Here is a 17600-nt window from a genome sequence, read left to right on the forward strand (position 1 = left end):
AGCAAAGACAAATTATTCCTTACTCCTTCTCCTTCGCGCGCGCTGACGGATTAGCCCTTGGATTAATGGGAGGCAGGCGCCATTTTTTTAGAGGATCTATATTGGGATCGAGTTGTGTAGGCACCCTAAGCGCAATCTTAATGGCCTTAAATTGTTCAATCGCCTGGTCCGGTAAGCTGCCTTCTTCAAAAGGTTGCCTAGTCCGCGTCTGAACCAGATCGCGGACTTCTTCAAAAATACCCGTAAGTAATTGGACAATTTCCTGGGTATCCACCCCTTTCCCCACCTGAGATCCTGCTGAGCTGGTTTTCTCCGGAGACCGCTTCGATGTATGTTTTTCGTCTGCCATGATTGATTACCTCTCCTTCCAAGCACTAAAATCAAGCTGCTTTTAACGACGCACCTAACCGGAGCATCCACGCTTCCTGTTTTTTCAGTATCTCGGCGGACTGTTCCGGCATCGTCGCCACTTGCAACCCAGTAAGCGCCAGCAAGCGCAGCGCTTCCGTCCATATCCAATGCATTGAGGTGTAAAGGGCGGGGCCTAATTGCCGCTCTAGCTGTATCAAGCTTGCGGGACTAACACGGGAGGGGTCGATTAACCTACCGAGGGCTCGTCCCCGGAAAGCTCGCATGGGCGTCCGCAGCACAATGTGGACCACCTTTGGCAATAACGGCAACGACTGTTGTAGTAGCTTGCCCGTTGAGAGCCTGGCGTTCTTCAGAGAATGGGCCTTGGTCCATACACGCACCAAATCGTCCCATGGCCCTGCCCCATAAAACTGCCGGCACATCTCTATGCCCAATAGGACGCGGATATAGCTAATGGGGTGGGGATCGCCTAAACGATGCCGGAATACGAAGCCATCGCTTCCGGATAATACGTCATGAAGTCCAGCCACAGCTGCATAGCCCGTATGGGCAAAGGCGAAAGCATCCGCTGCGATCTCGCTGGCCCATCCCGCCCACATCTCGGCCACCTCAGGCGATACCTCTGCAAATGTTTCTTCCAGCGCGGCAGCCAATTCATTATTCCAACCAACGATATGGGCGACCTGATGGCCTGTTTCGTGGATCAGCGCCGTGGGGCGATAAAGATTATGATAGACAATTTTTATTGCCGCAGCCGGGCTTTCCGTGCGCTGGTCCCAAAGCCGAAGCCCCGCTTTCAGAATTGAAGCGCCTAATCCCTTATCCACATAGGTTAAAACCAAAGGAATCGGCTTGCCTATTGGGTCAAGAACCTGGGCCATGCTACGATAGGCCAGCGCATCACAGGCCCGAAGCAATGCCGCCAGGTGGGGATTCGTTCGGATATTTATGGCGTCGGCGTAAAAATCCAGCGTAATTTCGGTGCGCAAGTAACGCTTACGAAAATCGACCAATTGCCGGCGGACCTGATCCAAAGCGTCATCATCATGGGCCGCGTTTAAGGCAGCATGAAGCTGATCGCCTTGCCGGAGCAGTTGATCGACCGCCTCTCTCAGCCTTTGGCGAACCGCCGTGCCAAGATAATATTCCAAGCCCTCCCAGGCACTCGGTGCAATGAGACTTTCCAGTTCGCCCAGCCTAGAGGCCGCCATGGTCCAATGCCCAACCTGACGGGTAAACTGTGTCCGCGTTATATTGAGTAACTCATTCACTGTAATATCCTGGAATAGTTTGCACGCGGATTTCCGGCATGGCTTCGGAGAAATCCATGCCGCGCAGGCTTATCGTTTTCCTTTTCAAAGCGTCGCGAAGAGCTGGCAAACCGGGCAGATTATCAAGAGTTATTGCCAAGGTGACGCCCTCTGCCGGATCTTCGGTGGCAACGATAAAGCTCTGGGGCTGTTCCCGGAAGTAATGGCTCAATCCTTTGCCCAACCACTCCGTTACCTTCATCAGTAAGCTTTCTTTAATGGGCTGTGGGACCTCCATAAGCGCGGGGCCACGGGCGCCTTGGGGCAACATGGCTTCATGGATGATCTTTACCTGGCCGCATATCCCGCTGATTAGCGCATGCTTCAAGCCGGGTTCCATACCCGACTTCAAGGAAATCATCACCACACCGATTGGCGTTCGCTGACGCAGCTTAACGGCGATATCCTGTGCCTTGGTCTCGCTCAGGAAGTGGTAAACTCGAATCTGCTGCCGCGCAAAATCCAGGATAACCTTAACTTCACTACAGCGCCTCATCATTGCATTGGCGCCAGCCATAGGACCCATTCGGAGCCGTACGCCTGGGATTTCCAAATAATAGAAACGCTGTCCAATCCCCGTCACACGGCGGTTGGCAAAATACTTGGGCGGCATTATGCGTCCTAGTCCAGGATGCCCGAGCAATATTCCAGCCGCTTCAGGAGTCAGGGGGTGCAACTGGGAATAGGCGTAATTTGCAGTCATTCCCAAGCCAGGAGTGTTGTGTTCGTGTTTGCTGATTTGCGGGAGCATGGCGCCAGACATCATTTCGTAGAGGTGAACTCTGGCCTCAACGTCTACACCTGGAGAAAGCCCGAGTTGTTCCTGCAAAACTTCCGACAGTGGGATACCACCGTAGGTTTTAACTGCCCGCAGCTTCGGGGGAGAGAGTTTAGCATTTAAAATTCGGCTGTATTTTTTATAAAATTTCCTCCCCCGCAATGGCTGGAGTATCCAGGTCGCCTTAAGGCCCTTCGTCTCCCGCAAATCTGGCCGCTTGAGATATGCTTCTTCCGGGAGAACTTCAGGCAAATTGCGTGTGGCGGCCTGCTCAAAAGCTTCTAGTACATAGCCTTCTAATAGCTCCTCGTCGTCCAAGACATAATCGGGCAGCACCGCAACTTGACGCAGGGTATCTTCAACCGTCGCCGCAACCGCGGCACCCACTGCCTGGCGCGCATCTTCTTCCGTCGCCTCGAGGTTAATTAACCGGAGGCCGGCATCGACAATCGCTTTCGACAAGGGACGAACATACCTGCGTCCAACAAAACGTTTAATAAGTTTTGCGACATATTTAGCCAGGAAATTGACGAGCTTTGGCCGCCCAATAAACCGTATACCCAATTTTACCAGGGGCAAGATGGCAGGAATAAAGTTCTCCACAAGCGGAGTGGGGTCATCGCCCTCTTCTAGCTCCAAAACTCCTTCGATAAACTGCTCACGCGCCTGATCTAAATCGCCAAGGGGATCGGCGCTAGGTTGCCGGGCCTCAGAGCTCACTTCCGCCAGCATGAGCTCCTGCTCTGTTTCATCCTCGGAAAACAGTAGATTCGCCAGCATTAAATCAAATTCTTGCTGGAACTGGTTGATTTCAGCGACAGTATCTTCGCCTCCGTCGAACGATCCCTGGTCTTCAATTTCTTTTTGAAAGCCTAGCCGCTTGGCTAGTATTTGAGCCAAGGGCCGGTATTTTTTAGGCAGTTTATTGATCGCAAAAGTTGTGATTTTTTTGATCCACGGTTTTATATATTTTCTAAGTTTTCTCAGGGCAATCCTGAACGCTTTTCTCGCGAGCGCCTTGCCTTTTTTCTTGACCCAATCAACCCCCTTTTTGAGCGCTTTTTTGACCTTCTTCTTGGCCCATCCAAAAATATTTTCAAAGGCAGGTGAAAGCGGCTGGCTAGGCGCATAGTGGTCAATAAAGGCATCAATTTCAGACTCGCTCATCGCTTCAAGATCACGATGATCGATATCCTCGGCCATTGCCTCCAAAAGCGTCTCTAGCTCGCTAGCCAAGGGTGAGAGGTGCGCCTCCAATATGCGCTCGGCTTCCAGGGTCTGCTCGGCTGGATGCCGGTATTTGGACACAAACTGATCGTCATACAACCCGGAGGCTTCAGTGATCAGTTCAAAGACAGCTTCATCGAATTCTTCATCGTATAGTTCGGTCACAAATTGCACGAACTCTTCAGATTCCGGATCGACTCTTTCTTCGCCATCTTCCAGTTCATAAACAGAAACAAACGGGCTGGCAGACTGAAGCGTCGCTGAAGATGGAGCGTGTTCCTGATCTACTTCAACCTCTGACGCTGGAAAGCTGGTCACATCAAGAAACGGTGAATGGGAAGTCTTGGCGGGCTGGGACATGAACGCCTCCTTATACTTTCCTTAGATCATTTAGATCATGGTGTGGCGGCTAAGTAAGTACCTTGCAAAAATTTTCCAGTAACACGGCAAATCCCCGCGGAATCCAACCGCCTGCCCATAAACCAGCGTGCCTCTGGCCGCTGTTTTCCCGCACACTCTCCCAGGATTGGGAAACCTTTATTTGCAGAAATGCCAGAACTCCACGGGTTGCTGGAGCGATCAGGCGCAGGGAATGGGATAATCAACCACCTTAGCCGAGTATTGTTCCTAAACAGCGTGCAAAACCGGATTATGAGGGCTCCCGCTATCTGGGCACTGAAGGGTTTCCACAGGGGTCTTTCCATGGGTATTCTCTGGTAAACCGGGCTCAAACTCGTAATCTGTTAAAATCGGTCTCGGTTTTAACCTCCACTTATATAGATATATAGACCATGGCGCTGAATGTAGGCAGCCATTTTTCCCCCTGGGAAAAACGCTATTCTCTTACCTGCCCATGGCCTGCAATAAACACATCCAGGAGCATTTCCACGATGGAACACGGCTTTGACTTCACCCCGGTGCTGATTTTCCTGACGGCCGCGGTGGCACTGGTACCCCTGTTTCAAGCCTTGGGGGTCAGTCCCATCCTCGCCTATTTAGCCGCTGGCGCCATCATCGGCCCCCATGTCCTGGGGTTAATCAAGGAAGTGGAAAACATCGGCCATGTGGCAGAATTTGGAGTCATTTTTCTCTTGTTTACCATTGGCCTGGAATTATCCATTCTCCGGTTAATGAACATGCGCAGGGAGGTGCTGGGCCTGGGCACCGTTCAGGTATTGGTAACCGCCTTGCTTATCGGCTATGGAGCTCACCAGCTAGGCAGTTCCATAGAAGTGGCGATTCTGATTGGTGGCGGCTTGGCCTTTTCCTCCACCGCCATGGTAATGCAGCTACTGGCCGAGCGGGGCGAAAGCGCCGGCCGTACCGGCCGTGGCGCCTTTTCCGTGCTGTTGTTTCAAGACTTAGCGGTGGTGCCTTTTATGGCTCTATTGCCCCTCTTGGCAAGTGATGGCAGCGATATTGGGACAGCCTTGGCACTGGCGGGAGCCAAGGCGATACTCGCCCTTCTGGTCATTTTTTTCATTGGCCGTTTCCTGCTCAGCCCCCTCTATGACCTGGTGGCCCGCACCCATAATCGTGAACTCTTCGTCGCTACCACCTTGCTTATCGTATTGGGCACCAGTTGGACCACTGGCCGCATGGGATTGTCACTGGAACTAGGCGCTTTCCTGGCGGGCCTGCTGCTGGCCGAAACCCAATACCGCCATCAGGTGGAGGGCGACATCAAACCTTTTAAAGGGTTATTCCTGGGACTTTTTTTTATGTCAGTGGGGATGGCAATTGACTTGCAACTAGTATGGACCCAAATTGGTACGGTGCTGCTACTGCTGGCTAGTCTGTTAAGCCTGAAATGCGCGGTACTTGTCCTGTTCTGCCGGCTGTTTGGCTTTCCCATGGCCACTGCCGTTCATATTGGGTTATTGCTAGCCCAAGGCGGCGAGTTTGCTTTCGTGCTCTTTGGCTTCGCCATGATTCTAGGGATTATCCCCACGGAAATCGGCCAGCTTCTATTAGTCACTGTCAGCCTTAGCATGGTGCTGACTCCCTGGTTGGCAAGCCTGGGTGCCTACCTCTCCCGCCGGCTGACTCCGCCTCTGGCTAATCAAGAGGAGCGCATTCAAACCGCTAGCGAGGACTTGCGTAATCATGTCATTGTGGGAGGGTTTGGACGGGTAGGACAAACAGTAGCCCGGCTGCTGCAAAACTATAATGTGCCCTATATTGCTCTTGATGTGGACCCCCTTAAAGTCGCCCAGGGGCAAGCACAGGGCTATAGCGTCTATTATGGCAGCGCCGCCCAGATTGATGTGCTCAAAGCGGCAGGTTTGGAATGGGCCCGTTTGCTGGTGATGACCCTGGATCGCCATCCGGAAAGGACTCACTATTTAATCGGCGACCTGCACCGTTCCTATCCTGATTTGGAAATTCTGGTGCGGGGACGGGATCAAATCCAGAGCAAGCAACTGCGCCAAGCCGGCGCCGCCGCGGTGATTCCCGAAGCCCTGGAAGCCAGTTTGCAGCTTTCTAGCCTGACCTTAAAATGCTGGGGGATTCCGCCGGAAGCCGTGGAACAGGCTTTAGAGGAAATACGCCGCGAGGACTATGCTCCCATCGTGGCCTTGCTCGCCAAACGGCGAAAAACAACGGATAAATGAAGAAGCCAGTTATTTTTATCTCCTTCTTCTTCTAGGGACATTGCCCCGTGAATCATTACAAAATACCGATGGCGTTTCTAAGAAAAAAAACCCGGAGAAAAATCTACCATGGGCTTGCCGAGGCCCGGGATTACTTCAGCGCTCATGTCTTCAGTGCCTCCCAGGGGAAGCACTTCCAGCACGTTGAAGCTTACTGCATGTTTCTGGGCTCTGGACGGAGCGGGCACAGTATGCTTGGCGCCCTGCTCGATGCCCATCCCAACGTACTGATTGCGAATGAATTCAATCTGATTAAGCGCCTTAAGTTTGGCTACAATCAAACCCAGCTTTTTTATCTCCTGATGAGGTATTCGCAAAAGCTGGCTGAACGGGGACGCATCACCTCCGGCTATGATTATCGGGTTCCCAACCAATGGCAAGGAAAATTCACGCAGCTCAAGATCATCGGTGATAAAAAAGGCGGAGGAAGCGCAGAGGCCATCAGAAAAAACCCTGCATTGCTGGATAAACTTCACCATGTCATCAAAGTGAAAATCAAATGCCTTCATTTCATGCGAAATCCCTACGATAACATTGCCACCATGGCCAGAAGAAAAAAGGCTATGGGCACCGTAAATTCCACCGACCTCACACAGGCTATAAGCTCATATTTCCGTAGAATGGAAACAATCCAACAAATAAAAAATAAGCACTGTTTGGACATCCTCGATATGCGGCACGAAGACTTTATTCACGATCCCCAGGCTCATCTTGAAAAAGTTTGCGAATTTCTCCAGCTCGAAGCTTCCCAGGACTATCTCAGGGACTGTGCAAGTATTGTTTACACCCAACCCCATCGGAGCCGTCACAAAATTGACTGGCCCCCGGGTTTGATAGAGTGCGTACGGGAACACATCGCCAGCTACCCCTTTCTCGCTGGTTACACATTTGATAATTAACCGGAGCACTGTTGCATACACCACTAAGACGGCCGCGGAGGACTCAGGTTTACGTTGTCAAAGCGCATCGTGAGCTATTGCCGCATCCAGGATAAATCTGCTGCACAAGCCAGCCACGTGTTCATGGGCGAATACATGAATCAATACCAAAAGCAAACCGATAAGGAGGGCCCCTTCCCTCCCAGAAGCGGTACCGCACTATGACAATTGAGACGAAATTCAACATCCCTCTTGTGGCCAGTCTCGCGCTACGCGAGAAGCAGATTCAGCAGAATTACAGGCCGATCATTGCTGTCCACAAATGGTTTGCACGGCGGCCTGGCAGCCTTTTCAGAGCGCTGGCTCTGGCTGAATTTGGCGAGGCGCCGCTTGCCGATCTATACTTTACGGCCAACAATTTTCCGGGGAGGCAAGTCGCCGATCCCTTCATGGGTGGCGGAACGCCACTGATCGAAGCTAACCGCATCGGTTGCGATGTGACTGGGTTTGACATCAATCCGATGGCCGCGTGGATAGTCCGCGAGGAAATCGAGCATCTTGACATCACGGTTTATCAGGAGGAGGCCAGCCGGTTTCTCCACAAGTTGCGCCACGAGATCGGGCCTCTGTATGTGACAGACTGCTCCCTCTACGGCGATACCGACGTGCCGGTAAAATATTTCCTCTGGGTTAAAGTCATCAGCTGCGAGTCCTGTGGACAGGAGGTGGATCTGTTTCCCGGTTATGTCCTCTCCCAGAACGCCCGCCATCCAAAGAATGTAATGGTTTGTGCCGATTGTGGGGAACTGAGCGAGGTTAATGACCGAGCGGTGCCTGGGGTGTGCAAAAGCTGTGATGCAACCTTGCATGCCAAAGGCCCCGCGGGTCGGGGTCGCTGCGTTTGCGCCCATTGCGATCATGAAAATAGATACCCGCGCGCCAGCCAAGGACCATTACAACATCGGCTCTTCGCCATTGAGTATTACAATCCACACCGTAAGGCGCAGCATAAGGGGCGCTTTTTCAAAAAGCCAGATGCAAAGGATCTGGCGCGCGTTGCCGAAGCCAAACAGCGGTGGCATGAATTCCATGCTCATTTCGTCCCAGAGCAAAAAATCCTCTCGGGTGATGAAACCGACCGGCTTCACCGGTGGGGCTACAGCCATTACCGGGAAATGTTTAACCATCGGCAGCTTCTGGGCCTGGAGCTAAGTTGCCGTCTGATCGCCCGTGTCAAAAATGAGCGCGTGCGTCATGCGCTGGCTACCAATCTGTCCGACCTTCTGCGCTATCAGAACATGCTTTGCCGATACGACACCTGGGCGCTCAAGTCCCTCGATATCTTCTCTGTGCATGGCTTTCCGGTCGGGCTAATACAATGCGAATCGAACCTGCTCGGCATTATTAATAACAAGGGCACCAATGTCGGCTCGGGCGGCTGGACCAACATTATCGACAAGTATACCAAGGCCAAGCGCTACTGCGATACGCCGTTCGAGGTGCAACGGCATGGCACACGCAATGTTCAGATTCCGATTCAAGGCGAATGGATCGGGGAAAAATTGAATGGTGAGCAGCGGCGGAACGTCGCTATTCATTGCGCTGACGCAACCACGGTGAAGTTGGCGCCGAATAGTCTCGATGCCGTGTTTACAGATCCTCCCTATTTCGGGAATGTACAGTATGGCGAGCTGATGGATTTTTGCTATGTCTGGCTGCGCCGTCTGGTGGGGAATGAAGCTGAAGGGTTCTGGCGACCGTCAACCCGTACCGATGGAGAACTCACCGGCAATGTTACCCGGTCTTGGGGACTTCCTCGCTTCACCGAGGGCCTTGCCCGAGTCTACCGGCATATGGCCGAGGCGCTACAACCTGGTGCACCACTGGCGTTTACCTACCACCATAATAAACTCAACGCCTATTTTGCTGTGGGTGTTGCCATCCTTGATGCCGGTCTAACTTGTTCGGCCTCCCTACCCTGCCCGGCCGAGATGGGGGGGTCTATTCATATCCACGGCACAACCTCATCGATCATCGATACCGTGTTCGTCTGTCGCGACACCGGCCACGTACCCAGGCGCTGGCTTTTCGAGTCTACCGATCAGCTCGCGGCCATTGTCGCCCATGATCTTGCACAGGTTGCCGAGGGGGGGCATAAACCAAGTATGGGCGATACGCGGTGCATTATCTTCGGTCATCTTACCCGTATGGCCATTTGGAATTTAAGACTGACGTGGGAAGCAAAGCTTTCGACTGATGAAAAGCTGGATCGCTTCGCCAAAGCGGTTCGCGCTCTGGCCGATCCCGACGATCTTCTCGAACGACTGCAAGCCGATGGGCGAGTGTCCGCTCCCGCCGAGCCGCTCTTTTCAGCGGCCACAACTTTGGGAAGGATTCGTGATGCCGTTTCCTTTCGAAGTTCCCTTTGCAGAGATCGAAAGCGATCTCGGCACTTATGTCGATGAAATCTTTTCCTGCCTGCAATCTGAATTCCTGACCTTGCCCAAAGGTCCGGGATTCGTCGAATATCCAGCGTTTGAGAGCGGCTATGAAGCGCTGAAGCGAACCACGGGCAACTTCCGGAACCTTTCGCCAGGGCCGGTGATTGAAACCGTCTACCGGGTGCCGATCACCTTGGTGGTACTGCGCTGTATGCTGGGTTTTACGCCGCCGGAATGGGCCTATGTCACTTCCCAGCGGACCCATGTGGCAGTATCGCAGGGTGCGATCCGTACTATCGACCGCAAAATCCGCATGGAGCCTGCAACGCCGCTCAGGAACAGGGGCGGTGTGACAGGGGAGCGCATTCGCTCGCTCGTCACGACCGCCTGCCAAATTCTAACTGAAGGTGCCCCCGAGGAGCCGGAAGAGATTATTCACCGTCTCAATAAGGCCGATACAAGCAGCGGTCTTGCCAGCTTGCAACCACTGGCAGATCTTGGTGTACCCTACGCCATGCTTCTCTGTAACTGTTCCGCCAGCTAAAGCTGGCGGCTTTCCACTGCACAAGGAGCACACTTATGCGCGAACATAGGCTGAGTTACAGCAGCCCTTCTGGCGATATTGCCAGCGGCGTTATGGTCTGCGTGATTACTGTGCCCGCATTCCACACACCGAAACTCAGACTGGGTTGGCCGGTTAGCTTTGTCGATACGGCCACAGGCCGGGCACTCGCGGCTAGTGTTGCGTGGGTCGACTATCACCACCGGCACGCCAGCACGTTTAGCCTTATACTCGATAAAGGCACGAAGCTGAGCGAAGCCCCAGTTATGCAAGCGTTTCCTCTGCGCTTTGTTGGCCTTAACCCGTGCCCGGATATGCTTGAGATTTTCAAGTCCAATGCCGAGACGGGAGCGTTCCGCAGTCGAGACGATGCGTTTGGAGATACAATGGTTCTCGTATTTTTGAAACCGTTTCTGCCTGCCGCTTATGTGGCGAAGGCAGCGTTTAGCGGCCCGTGTGCCGAGGCGCTGCAAGGTGGCGCGTCGTTTGGCGTAACGCTCACGGTAGGCTTGGACTTTAGCCCCGCAGTACCTCTCACCCAGGCTGTCAGTGGCGATATTGACAATACCGAAATCCACACCCAACATGCCTTCAGGGGTCAGCAATTTGGGGTCGTCAAAGTCACATACAGCGGCCAAATACCATTGGCCGCGCACGAACATCAAATCGACTTCGCCCTTGCGGTGTTCAAGCAATTGGCGCTGGTGATCGCTACCAACATAGCCAATCTTTTCTCGACCCGACAAAAGCCACAGGGAGACTTTCTCATCACAGACAAAGCGCAGGATACGGTCATCATAGGGATGCGCCGCATGCTTACGAAAGGCGCGCTGGGTTTTCTGGTCAAGCTTGTAGGCGTGCGCCACTTTAGCAATGCAGCGCACCGCCACCTGAGCGGACAATGCAAATTTGGCGCGCACGGCTTGATAGCAGAGCTTATGCAAATCGTATTGCCGGAATGTCTTCGTTTCCCAAGCGCGCTCAGAGAGCCAGTTGCACGCTTCATTACAGCGCGCCAGCGTCAAACGCAACTCGCGTTCTTGCGCTGGAGTTGGCGTCAGTTTGAGGTTAGCTACCAACTTCATAAGCTCAAGTATAGAGTGCTTTTATGGATAGATCTATCAACGGGCGGCTTTCTTCCACCCCCTGAAGGAGGCGCTCTCCAGCCGCAATTTTTATGAACGGTTCCTTGGCCGTCCCTTCGCCGGGCACCGCGATTCCGTCAGCGAACTGGCCGGTGATAGAGCATCTCTATCTTTACCTGGCCGAGCAAGGATACGGTTGAGGTAGAAATCATGATCCGTATCGTTCAGCTTTATATAGGGTGTATCTTCTAATGTTTCTAAATCTTTCTTAGAGAGATGGTCCTGCTGTATTATATCTGCACGCTCACTATCACCATTCTTCAAGAAATAATCCCTTATGGAAGCCAGCAATATGCTCGTTGTTGTCAGTCTTTGCTGGCCGTCAATCACCCATTGACCACCTGTAGGCTCTTTTGCAATTACCACTGTTCCTAAAAAATATTCGCTTTCCTTATTTCGAATCGCATCATTCAAATCCTTGAATAGAGCAGAGGTCTGTTCGTCTGTCCACGCATAAAGACGTTGATACGGCGGTACAGCTACTCGCCGTGAGGAAAGAACAGTCCCTAATCCTGCAAGAGAAACATCGAGTTTTTCTATAGATGACATGATCCAATAATCCTATAAAGGAGGTTGACCAAAATGGCTTGAGAAGAATAATGCCTAGGTATTGTCCTCATAAGAAATTAACCCAAATTGCGATACAGAAAGTTTTAATGGCAGCAACTAGAACACCCTTTTGACAAGGCCGAAGCCGACTCCGAAACTCTCGTCGATTCCAGGGGAGCGCCTAAAAAATGAAGCAGCGCATGGCGATATTCGCGGACGTTGAAGGTACCAATATGACGGGTATGGGTAGATAGAAAGAATTTGGGGGAGCGAGCGGCGGCAAAAAGCTCCTCGCCATGATGATAGGGAATAATCTCATCCTCCTTGCTGTGAATAAGAAGCAGCGGTGTGGGTGAAAGCTTGGCAATATGATCGACAGGATCATAAGTCCCTGGCAACAACCAGGACAGGGGATACTGAAATGGCCAGGTCAGCCAAAATGCACCCAGTTTCTCCCGGGCAATGCCCCGATAACTGGTAAAAGCGGCACCCAAAATGATGCCATCGATCTGTTCATGCAAGTCCGGGACATGGGCGCCAAAAGCCACCAAGAGGGCCGCCCCTAAACTTTGTCCCAATAAAAACACGGGCTTTTCCCCGCTTTCGGGCCGGGCTAACAACCACTGGTAGCCGGTTTCGATATCCTGCAACGCACCGGCAATATCCGGGGAACCGGTCGAGCGGCCATACCCCCGGTAATCCAGCAAAAAGACCTGATAGCCATGGGCGGGAAGCCACATGACGCTGGCAATATGGGTGCTAATATTTTCCGCATTGCCGTGCAAGAAATAAACCGAGCCGCACAGTTTTCCCTGCGCGTGAAGCAGCCAACCGTGAAGGGAATAGCCATCCGGCGTGGACAAGGTGATATCGTCATAGGCCAGACCAAGCTGCCGGGGAGTAAGAATCTCTTTCTTGCCCGGCAAAAAGAATACCTGGCTGCATCCACTCAAATGGGCAATAAGGACGGTCAAGCCGAGCCACCCCAACAACACCCTGGCGCTCGATGGTGGTAACCAGGCTCGGACTCCCTTAAAAATAAAGCCGAACGCCGCCTTGGAGGATAATGGCATAAAAATCCCCGCTCTTCTCCCGTCCTATATTGAAAGTCAGCCCCCAGCCGGGCGGCCAATATAAATTCAGACTGGCGCTACCCCGATAATAGGGATCTTCATTCTGGCCTGGGAAAAATTGACTCTGAGCTTCGACCCGAAAACTTCCCCAGTACCGTTGTAAATTCCAGCCCAGGGCGATGCCCGGCGATAGCTGATAACTATCCTGGAGCTGAGTGCCTATCCGGCCGGTACCGGTAGCTAAAGCATAGGCCAATCCATGGGCAATACCGTAACTCACCCCCGCACCGCCTTTAAGATAAGCGGCCAAGGGGCGCGTCCCTTCACTGGTCAACTGGCGATCCGCGCCAAAACCCGCTTGCCATGAAATGGGACGGAAGAAGCGATCCCGGGCAGACAAGGAAATAATATCCACGAGATTTAGCTGCTCAAGCTCAAACTGATTGCTCTCCCAATAATAACGCAGCTCCGCATTTAGAAACTGAAGCTGGGAGCCAAGCCGGTAACCCGGCGCTGGGTCCGAAAAATCATGGTAGGCGGGCCGCAGCGATAACCCCAGATAAGGACGTTGCCCTTGGCGGCCCGCCATAGCCGTTATGCGGCCGGTCGGATGGCCTTGATCATCCCGCACCTTGGGCCGGGGCGCAGCCGATAAAGGGGATGATCCCGGTATCTTGCTGCGCGCTTGCAGCAATCCATAGGACAAATCGGCGGTAGCCTCGCGGGATAATTGCTCCTTTTGGACCCGATAGCGCACCAGCTCATAGGCTGTTTCCAGAACCGCCGCATACCGCTCCGGCGCTAAGCCGGCAGTGGCTTTCTCAGAAGGAAGCTGTTGGCTTTCATTCATTGAAAATACCCAGTGGCGCTCGGAAGCCTTGAGTTGGCTTAAATGGTGGCGTAACTCGGTCGCCTGGGAGGGGCGAAAATAAACTGAATCGACCAAATGATTGGCGACCACAATACGCACCGTATCGGAAGGAATAGCCCGCAAAATGCTCACTTGGGGAATCAGCCTGGTGCCAGGACGGGCTACATCAATCAGGGCCAGCAGACGATAGGCACAGTTTTCGTCAAAGAAAAAATAATCAAACCGCTTATCTTTTATTTCCCAGACATGGCGAAGTAACTGGGTCACCTCATCAGGACGCAGATTCAACGCGTACTCCCACAGATCCCGGTTTTCCAGTTTGCTATAGAGGCGAAGCTTGTCGAAATAAGGCTCTACCGTGGTGATTCCCGGATAACCCCCAAAAATACCCCGGTAAGCAAACATGATTTCGCTGTCATGGGCCGCGGCATCTGCGGCATAGCTGACCGTGCTGGCTAAAATCAGGCTGTCCTGATTGAAGCTGGGCGGATCTAACCTCAAAAAGGTATGGCCAAACATGGAGGATGGGCTATTGAGATAGGAGGAGGCAAATACCAGGGTAACCCGGGCCGTATTCAATTGCTCCAACCAACTTGCAAGCTGTGGGCATGGCACCGCCGGAATACGGGAGAAAGGATGGCCCTGTTGTTGTAGCCAATAAAAGCGAGCAGGAAAGCGGCATTGGGGATGAGTCCCCTGGCCATCCCCATTGCGCAACGCTATGAGCGTTGCCGTAAGCTCCCCATGGGGATCGGTTTTCCCGTTTTTGGCAAGAAAAAAACGGGGATCGTCCGCTTGGCTTTTGTGAGTCCATCCCAGCACGGTCGGCCGGTAATGAAGCAAGGCCCACCACGCGGGGCGTTCCGAAAGCTGCTGTTGCTGGGCTGCCGCCAGCAGTTCCTCCAGGGTGGGAATCTCCGCCTGGGCCCAGCCGCACATACCATAAAGAAGACAAAATAAACCCAGGTGGCGAAGCATGAAGGTGGAAAAAATGGAGTTATGGGAAAAGCCGGGATTATAACTAAGCGGTCTGCCAGATCAGAAGATCTTAGAAGCATGAAGCCGGTCGAGTGCCCGGCTTCATGGCTTCAGCGTGAGAAATTAACTTAGATATTTGGCTAGGGCGGTATCCCCTTTCATCACTTTTTCTAGCCCAGAGAGGGCTTCCTTAGAAGTGACATTCTGATTGGGAAAGATAACACTGAATTGATTTTTTACCGTGGCCTTAAAGTGGTCTTTATCGGCTTCCTGAACCTTCATGAGCGTTATCAAGGCGTTCAGGTGCTCACCTTCGCCACGGCTCATATCCGTTGCCAATTGTTCCATGTTTTGATCAAAAAAATTGGCGGCCATCACATCAATGGGCTTGCTGGTATCACAGCCCAAGGTGCCCGTGGTCATCCCAAACGTTTGGTTACCAAAACTGGCATTAGTGGTTGCCGCCAGTACGTGCGGAGCAAGCCGATCTTGCCCTTTAAAGAGCACAGAACCAGCCCCACAGCCTGGCCCGCTATCGGCGAATGCAAACCCAGAAATAGCAGCTAGCAGTAGGCCCAAAAATACTTTTCTCATTATTAATCTCCCTGTTTAGTGGATTTATCAAGGGACGGCAATATTGAATTAAACCCATGGCTTATCACAACATCGCCAGCTTATTTATTAATAAGTAGTATAGTGCTAGTTTTTATAAATACCATAAAATCCAATGTCTGATGAAAGAAGCTCAGGACCGCTAGCCTTCCTAACCAAATAGCAGCGCATCCCTCCTGCCCGCTTATTTAACGGGCAATATCCGAACTGGGATGAAAGGAAAAAATCGCATTATCGTGGAACAGAGGATCGAACTGGTAAAAAAGCTGGGCGCTAGCCCGAGGCGCCTCGGTGTAGGCCACGATAGTGCTATTACCAGCTACCGGACGCCCATCTTATCCACTCCTAATAATAGCCATTATTCAGCCCCGCCAATATCCCCGTTTCCAGGTGGAGGATTAGGTAGGGAATCCGCGACCGAGTTGGGGGAATTAGGCACCTAAGGCATTTAGCCGTCCCGAAACCTTCAGCATCGAGCCCTACTAACACCCCATTCAGACCATCAGAATCACGCAGGAACTCACCTGCCACACCCCGATGCGGGTTACCGAACTGAGTTGAGCACGATGGGTACCCGGATAGCGGCAATCTCATAATACTTTACGGGTGGGCCTATAGGGCAGGATTGGGCCTGGTAAAGGATTTCCTTATGGCGGCCCGCAGAATCAGTCCCTCGGTCTGCTCGTGGCTTTTAACCTTAAACCCAGTTTGCTTCTCGACGGACTGCTCGAATTTCTCCTCCAGCGGTGAGTGCCCTTCACTGGCATAGAGAGGCGTTGACAACAATCCCGTCAGGAGAAAACCTGCTACGGAAAGCACCCGGGAATAGACCCTAGGCCGATTTTGCTTCGCTTTCATTTTTAATTCCCTCTCTCTGAGGCTTCTCAAAGAATGAAACCCATTAGGGAATGTTCTAATCCAGGATGTGGAGAAAAAAAGTAAACTTTGTTACAGGACTGGCGTGGAAAGTGTTACTTTTGGAGATAAGCGAATCGCCTTAGCATGATTGTGCTTGCGCTAGCGGTACTTTTGGATGCGTTTCATGTAAACGACGAGGCTTCGCTGGTAAGCATCACAATGCTTAGACAAATCAGAATAGAAAAACCCTACTTTAATATAGGGGGGGCAACAACCGAGGACTTCGGTTCTTCGTCAAGCACAAAAAAACAAGGAATCACGTGACACGATCCGAACCCAAATTCAAAACCGCGGAGATGAATATCATGATAAAAAATACCTCACCCACCGGACTGTTGATAATCATTCTGACAACTCCGGCGCTCCTGAATGCGGCGCCAATCATTGAGGGTGAAGCGGATCTATTAACATCTTTTTTTAGCCATTCCCCTGGGGGGCCTCTCAGCGGTAGAGTTGAGATGGATGGCGTTCGCGGAATAGACACGCCGGCTAATGATGGTGTCTTCCTTTTTTCCTTTAATGGTTTCGGGGAAACTATTTTAAATTTTGAAACCGGAGACTTAATATCATTGGATGGTGGTGTTTACACTTGGAACGGTGGCGGTTTTATTACTCAAAGCGGTGCGCTAGGGCCACCCTCTACCATGGGTGCCGGAGACTTTATTGTACCTGATATCACCTTTTTAGCAGGCGAGTGGATGGGGCCCATCACCGGGCAAATCGAGGACTCAGGCGATTTTGTTGTAAGGGGCTCTGGCACGGACGTTAAGGATCAAACGCTGCTTGATTTTTATGGGATTCCGGCTGCGGATAATAGCTGGCAATATTCCTTTGAGCTTTCCTTGGCACCAGAGGAAATAGTTTTCCAACCAGATGGTAGTTTTGATCTTTTTGCTGACATCTCTCGTCCTAATCTATTTTTTAATAACACCAATACCGCTACTAGCGTACCAGCGCCAACGACTCTCATTTTATTTATGATCGGGCTAGTCACCTTGGGTTTCTATAACTTTCGGCGAAAACGCTCGAACTTGCATAATCCCTTCGATAGCAGCGTTGCCTGGGTACAATAGGTACGCTGAATGGAGACTCCGGATTGGCGTAATTACAACCAATCTATCATGGAACACTAAATTGGCATCGCCTGATACCCACCAAGGAGGCGATAATCGCCGGTAGAAAAAGAAAGAGGGGGGCGGAAGCGGCCCTTCTCTTTCTTAAAAAGCATTGTT

At 52.1% G+C, this 17600-nt stretch carries 14 protein-coding genes; 5 read left to right on the forward strand and 9 right to left on the reverse strand.

The features are described 5' to 3' along the window. Positions 1-19 precede the first annotated feature (19 nt). Genes NOC_RS11700 through NOC_RS11710 form a run of 3 tightly spaced genes read right to left on the reverse strand, consistent with a single transcriptional unit; the run spans position 20 to position 4047 of the window. Entirely contained in the window at positions 20-349 is a 330-nt protein-coding gene (locus NOC_RS11700) for a hypothetical protein (protein WP_011330887.1), read from the reverse strand. Between the two features lie 31 nt (positions 350-380). Continuing rightward, positions 381-1643 carry a hypothetical protein gene (locus NOC_RS11705; RefSeq protein ID WP_011330888.1) on the reverse strand — a complete coding sequence of 421 codons (1263 nt, stop codon included), beginning with the start codon at positions 1641-1643 and terminating at the stop codon, positions 381-383. Next, entirely contained in the window at positions 1636-4047 is a 2412-nt protein-coding gene (locus NOC_RS11710) for a hypothetical protein (RefSeq protein WP_002811508.1), read from the reverse strand. Before NOC_RS11710 ends, NOC_RS11705 begins: the two co-directional genes overlap by 8 nt. Positions 4048-4577: 530 nt before the next feature. On the opposite strand from NOC_RS11710, the gene NOC_RS11715 reads away from it, so the two are divergent. The 4 genes from NOC_RS11715 to NOC_RS11730 all read left to right on the forward strand — a co-directional run bounded on the left by NOC_RS11715 (position 4578) and on the right by NOC_RS11730 (position 10204). Next, a complete protein-coding gene (locus tag NOC_RS11715) occupies positions 4578-6302 on the forward strand; it encodes a monovalent cation:proton antiporter-2 (CPA2) family protein (RefSeq protein ID WP_011330889.1) in 1725 nt (574 codons plus the stop codon). Positions 6303-6349: 47 nt separating this feature from the next. Beyond that, positions 6350-7240 carry a sulfotransferase gene (locus NOC_RS11720; protein ID WP_011330890.1) on the forward strand — a complete coding sequence of 297 codons (891 nt, stop codon included), beginning with the start codon at positions 6350-6352 and terminating at the stop codon, positions 7238-7240. A 500-nt stretch (positions 7241-7740) separates the two neighbouring features. Next, on the forward strand, positions 7741-9684 hold the full coding sequence (locus tag NOC_RS11725) for a DNA methylase (protein ID WP_155814715.1): 1944 nt from the start codon (positions 7741-7743) through the stop codon (positions 9682-9684). Then, positions 9620-10204 (forward strand): hypothetical protein, encoded by a 585-nt coding sequence (locus tag NOC_RS11730; RefSeq protein ID WP_244859964.1) that lies wholly within the window; start codon positions 9620-9622, stop codon positions 10202-10204. The genes NOC_RS11725 and NOC_RS11730 overlap by 65 nt, the downstream gene beginning before the upstream one ends. Here the strand turns inward: NOC_RS11730 and NOC_RS16945 are convergent. The 6 genes from NOC_RS16945 to NOC_RS11760 form a co-directional block, all read right to left on the reverse strand. Next, complete coding sequence (locus NOC_RS16945; protein WP_011330892.1) at positions 10201-11307, reverse strand: RNA-guided endonuclease InsQ/TnpB family protein; 1107 nt, start codon at positions 11305-11307, stop codon at positions 10201-10203. The two genes, NOC_RS11730 and NOC_RS16945, sit on opposite strands and share 4 nt — an antisense overlap. Before the next feature lie 90 nt (positions 11308-11397). Further along, positions 11398-11916, reverse strand: coding sequence for a DUF262 domain-containing protein (locus NOC_RS11740; RefSeq protein ID WP_011330893.1), 519 nt, complete (start codon positions 11914-11916; stop codon positions 11398-11400). A gap of 104 nt (positions 11917-12020) precedes the next feature. Further along, on the reverse strand, positions 12021-12989 hold the full coding sequence (locus tag NOC_RS11745; protein WP_244859965.1) for an alpha/beta hydrolase: 969 nt from the start codon (positions 12987-12989) through the stop codon (positions 12021-12023). Further along, positions 12949-14799, reverse strand: coding sequence for an Lnb N-terminal periplasmic domain-containing protein (locus tag NOC_RS11750; protein WP_244859966.1), 1851 nt, complete (start codon positions 14797-14799; stop codon positions 12949-12951). The genes NOC_RS11745 and NOC_RS11750 overlap by 41 nt, the downstream gene beginning before the upstream one ends. A gap of 162 nt (positions 14800-14961) precedes the next feature. Beyond that, positions 14962-15432 carry a DUF3015 domain-containing protein gene (locus NOC_RS11755; protein ID WP_002810928.1) on the reverse strand — a complete coding sequence of 157 codons (471 nt, stop codon included), beginning with the start codon at positions 15430-15432 and terminating at the stop codon, positions 14962-14964. Between the two features lie 630 nt (positions 15433-16062). After that, positions 16063-16308, reverse strand: a complete 246-nt coding sequence (locus NOC_RS11760; protein ID WP_002810632.1) for a hypothetical protein — start codon at positions 16306-16308, stop codon at positions 16063-16065. Positions 16309-16673: 365 nt separating this feature from the next. Between NOC_RS11760 and NOC_RS11770 the strand changes: the two genes are divergently transcribed. Next, positions 16674-17441 (forward strand): PEP-CTERM sorting domain-containing protein, encoded by a 768-nt coding sequence (locus NOC_RS11770; RefSeq protein ID WP_011330895.1) that lies wholly within the window; start codon positions 16674-16676, stop codon positions 17439-17441. Positions 17442-17600 lie beyond the last annotated feature (159 nt).

The organism is Nitrosococcus oceani ATCC 19707 (genome assembly GCF_000012805.1).
Lineage (GTDB): Bacteria > Pseudomonadota > Gammaproteobacteria > Nitrosococcales > Nitrosococcaceae > Nitrosococcus > Nitrosococcus oceani.

What these genes read in the sequence shown, in the direction of transcription:
- NOC_RS11715 (WP_011330889.1), top strand. Translation starts at nt 4,578, where the DNA reads ATGGAACACGGCTTTGACTTCACCCCGGTGCTGATTTTCCTGACGGCC.
- NOC_RS11740 (WP_011330893.1), bottom strand. Translation starts at nt 11,916, where the DNA reads ATGTCATCTATAGAAAAACTCGATGTTTCTCTTGCAGGATTAGGGACT.
- NOC_RS11700 (WP_011330887.1), bottom strand. Translation starts at nt 349, where the DNA reads ATGGCAGACGAAAAACATACATCGAAGCGGTCTCCGGAGAAAACCAGC.
- NOC_RS11750 (WP_244859966.1), bottom strand. Translation starts at nt 14,799, where the DNA reads ATGTGCGGCTGGGCCCAGGCGGAGATTCCCACCCTGGAGGAACTGCTG.
- NOC_RS11745 (WP_244859965.1), bottom strand. Translation starts at nt 12,989, where the DNA reads ATGCCATTATCCTCCAAGGCGGCGTTCGGCTTTATTTTTAAGGGAGTC.
- NOC_RS11710 (WP_002811508.1), bottom strand. Translation starts at nt 4,047, where the DNA reads ATGTCCCAGCCCGCCAAGACTTCCCATTCACCGTTTCTTGATGTGACC.
- NOC_RS11730 (WP_244859964.1), top strand. Translation starts at nt 9,620, where the DNA reads ATGCCGTTTCCTTTCGAAGTTCCCTTTGCAGAGATCGAAAGCGATCTC.
- NOC_RS11770 (WP_011330895.1), top strand. Translation starts at nt 16,674, where the DNA reads ATGATAAAAAATACCTCACCCACCGGACTGTTGATAATCATTCTGACA.
- NOC_RS11725 (WP_155814715.1), top strand. Translation starts at nt 7,741, where the DNA reads ATGGCCGCGTGGATAGTCCGCGAGGAAATCGAGCATCTTGACATCACG.
- NOC_RS16945 (WP_011330892.1), bottom strand. Translation starts at nt 11,307, where the DNA reads ATGAAGTTGGTAGCTAACCTCAAACTGACGCCAACTCCAGCGCAAGAA.
- NOC_RS11760 (WP_002810632.1), bottom strand. Translation starts at nt 16,308, where the DNA reads ATGAAAGCGAAGCAAAATCGGCCTAGGGTCTATTCCCGGGTGCTTTCC.
- NOC_RS11755 (WP_002810928.1), bottom strand. Translation starts at nt 15,432, where the DNA reads ATGAGAAAAGTATTTTTGGGCCTACTGCTAGCTGCTATTTCTGGGTTT.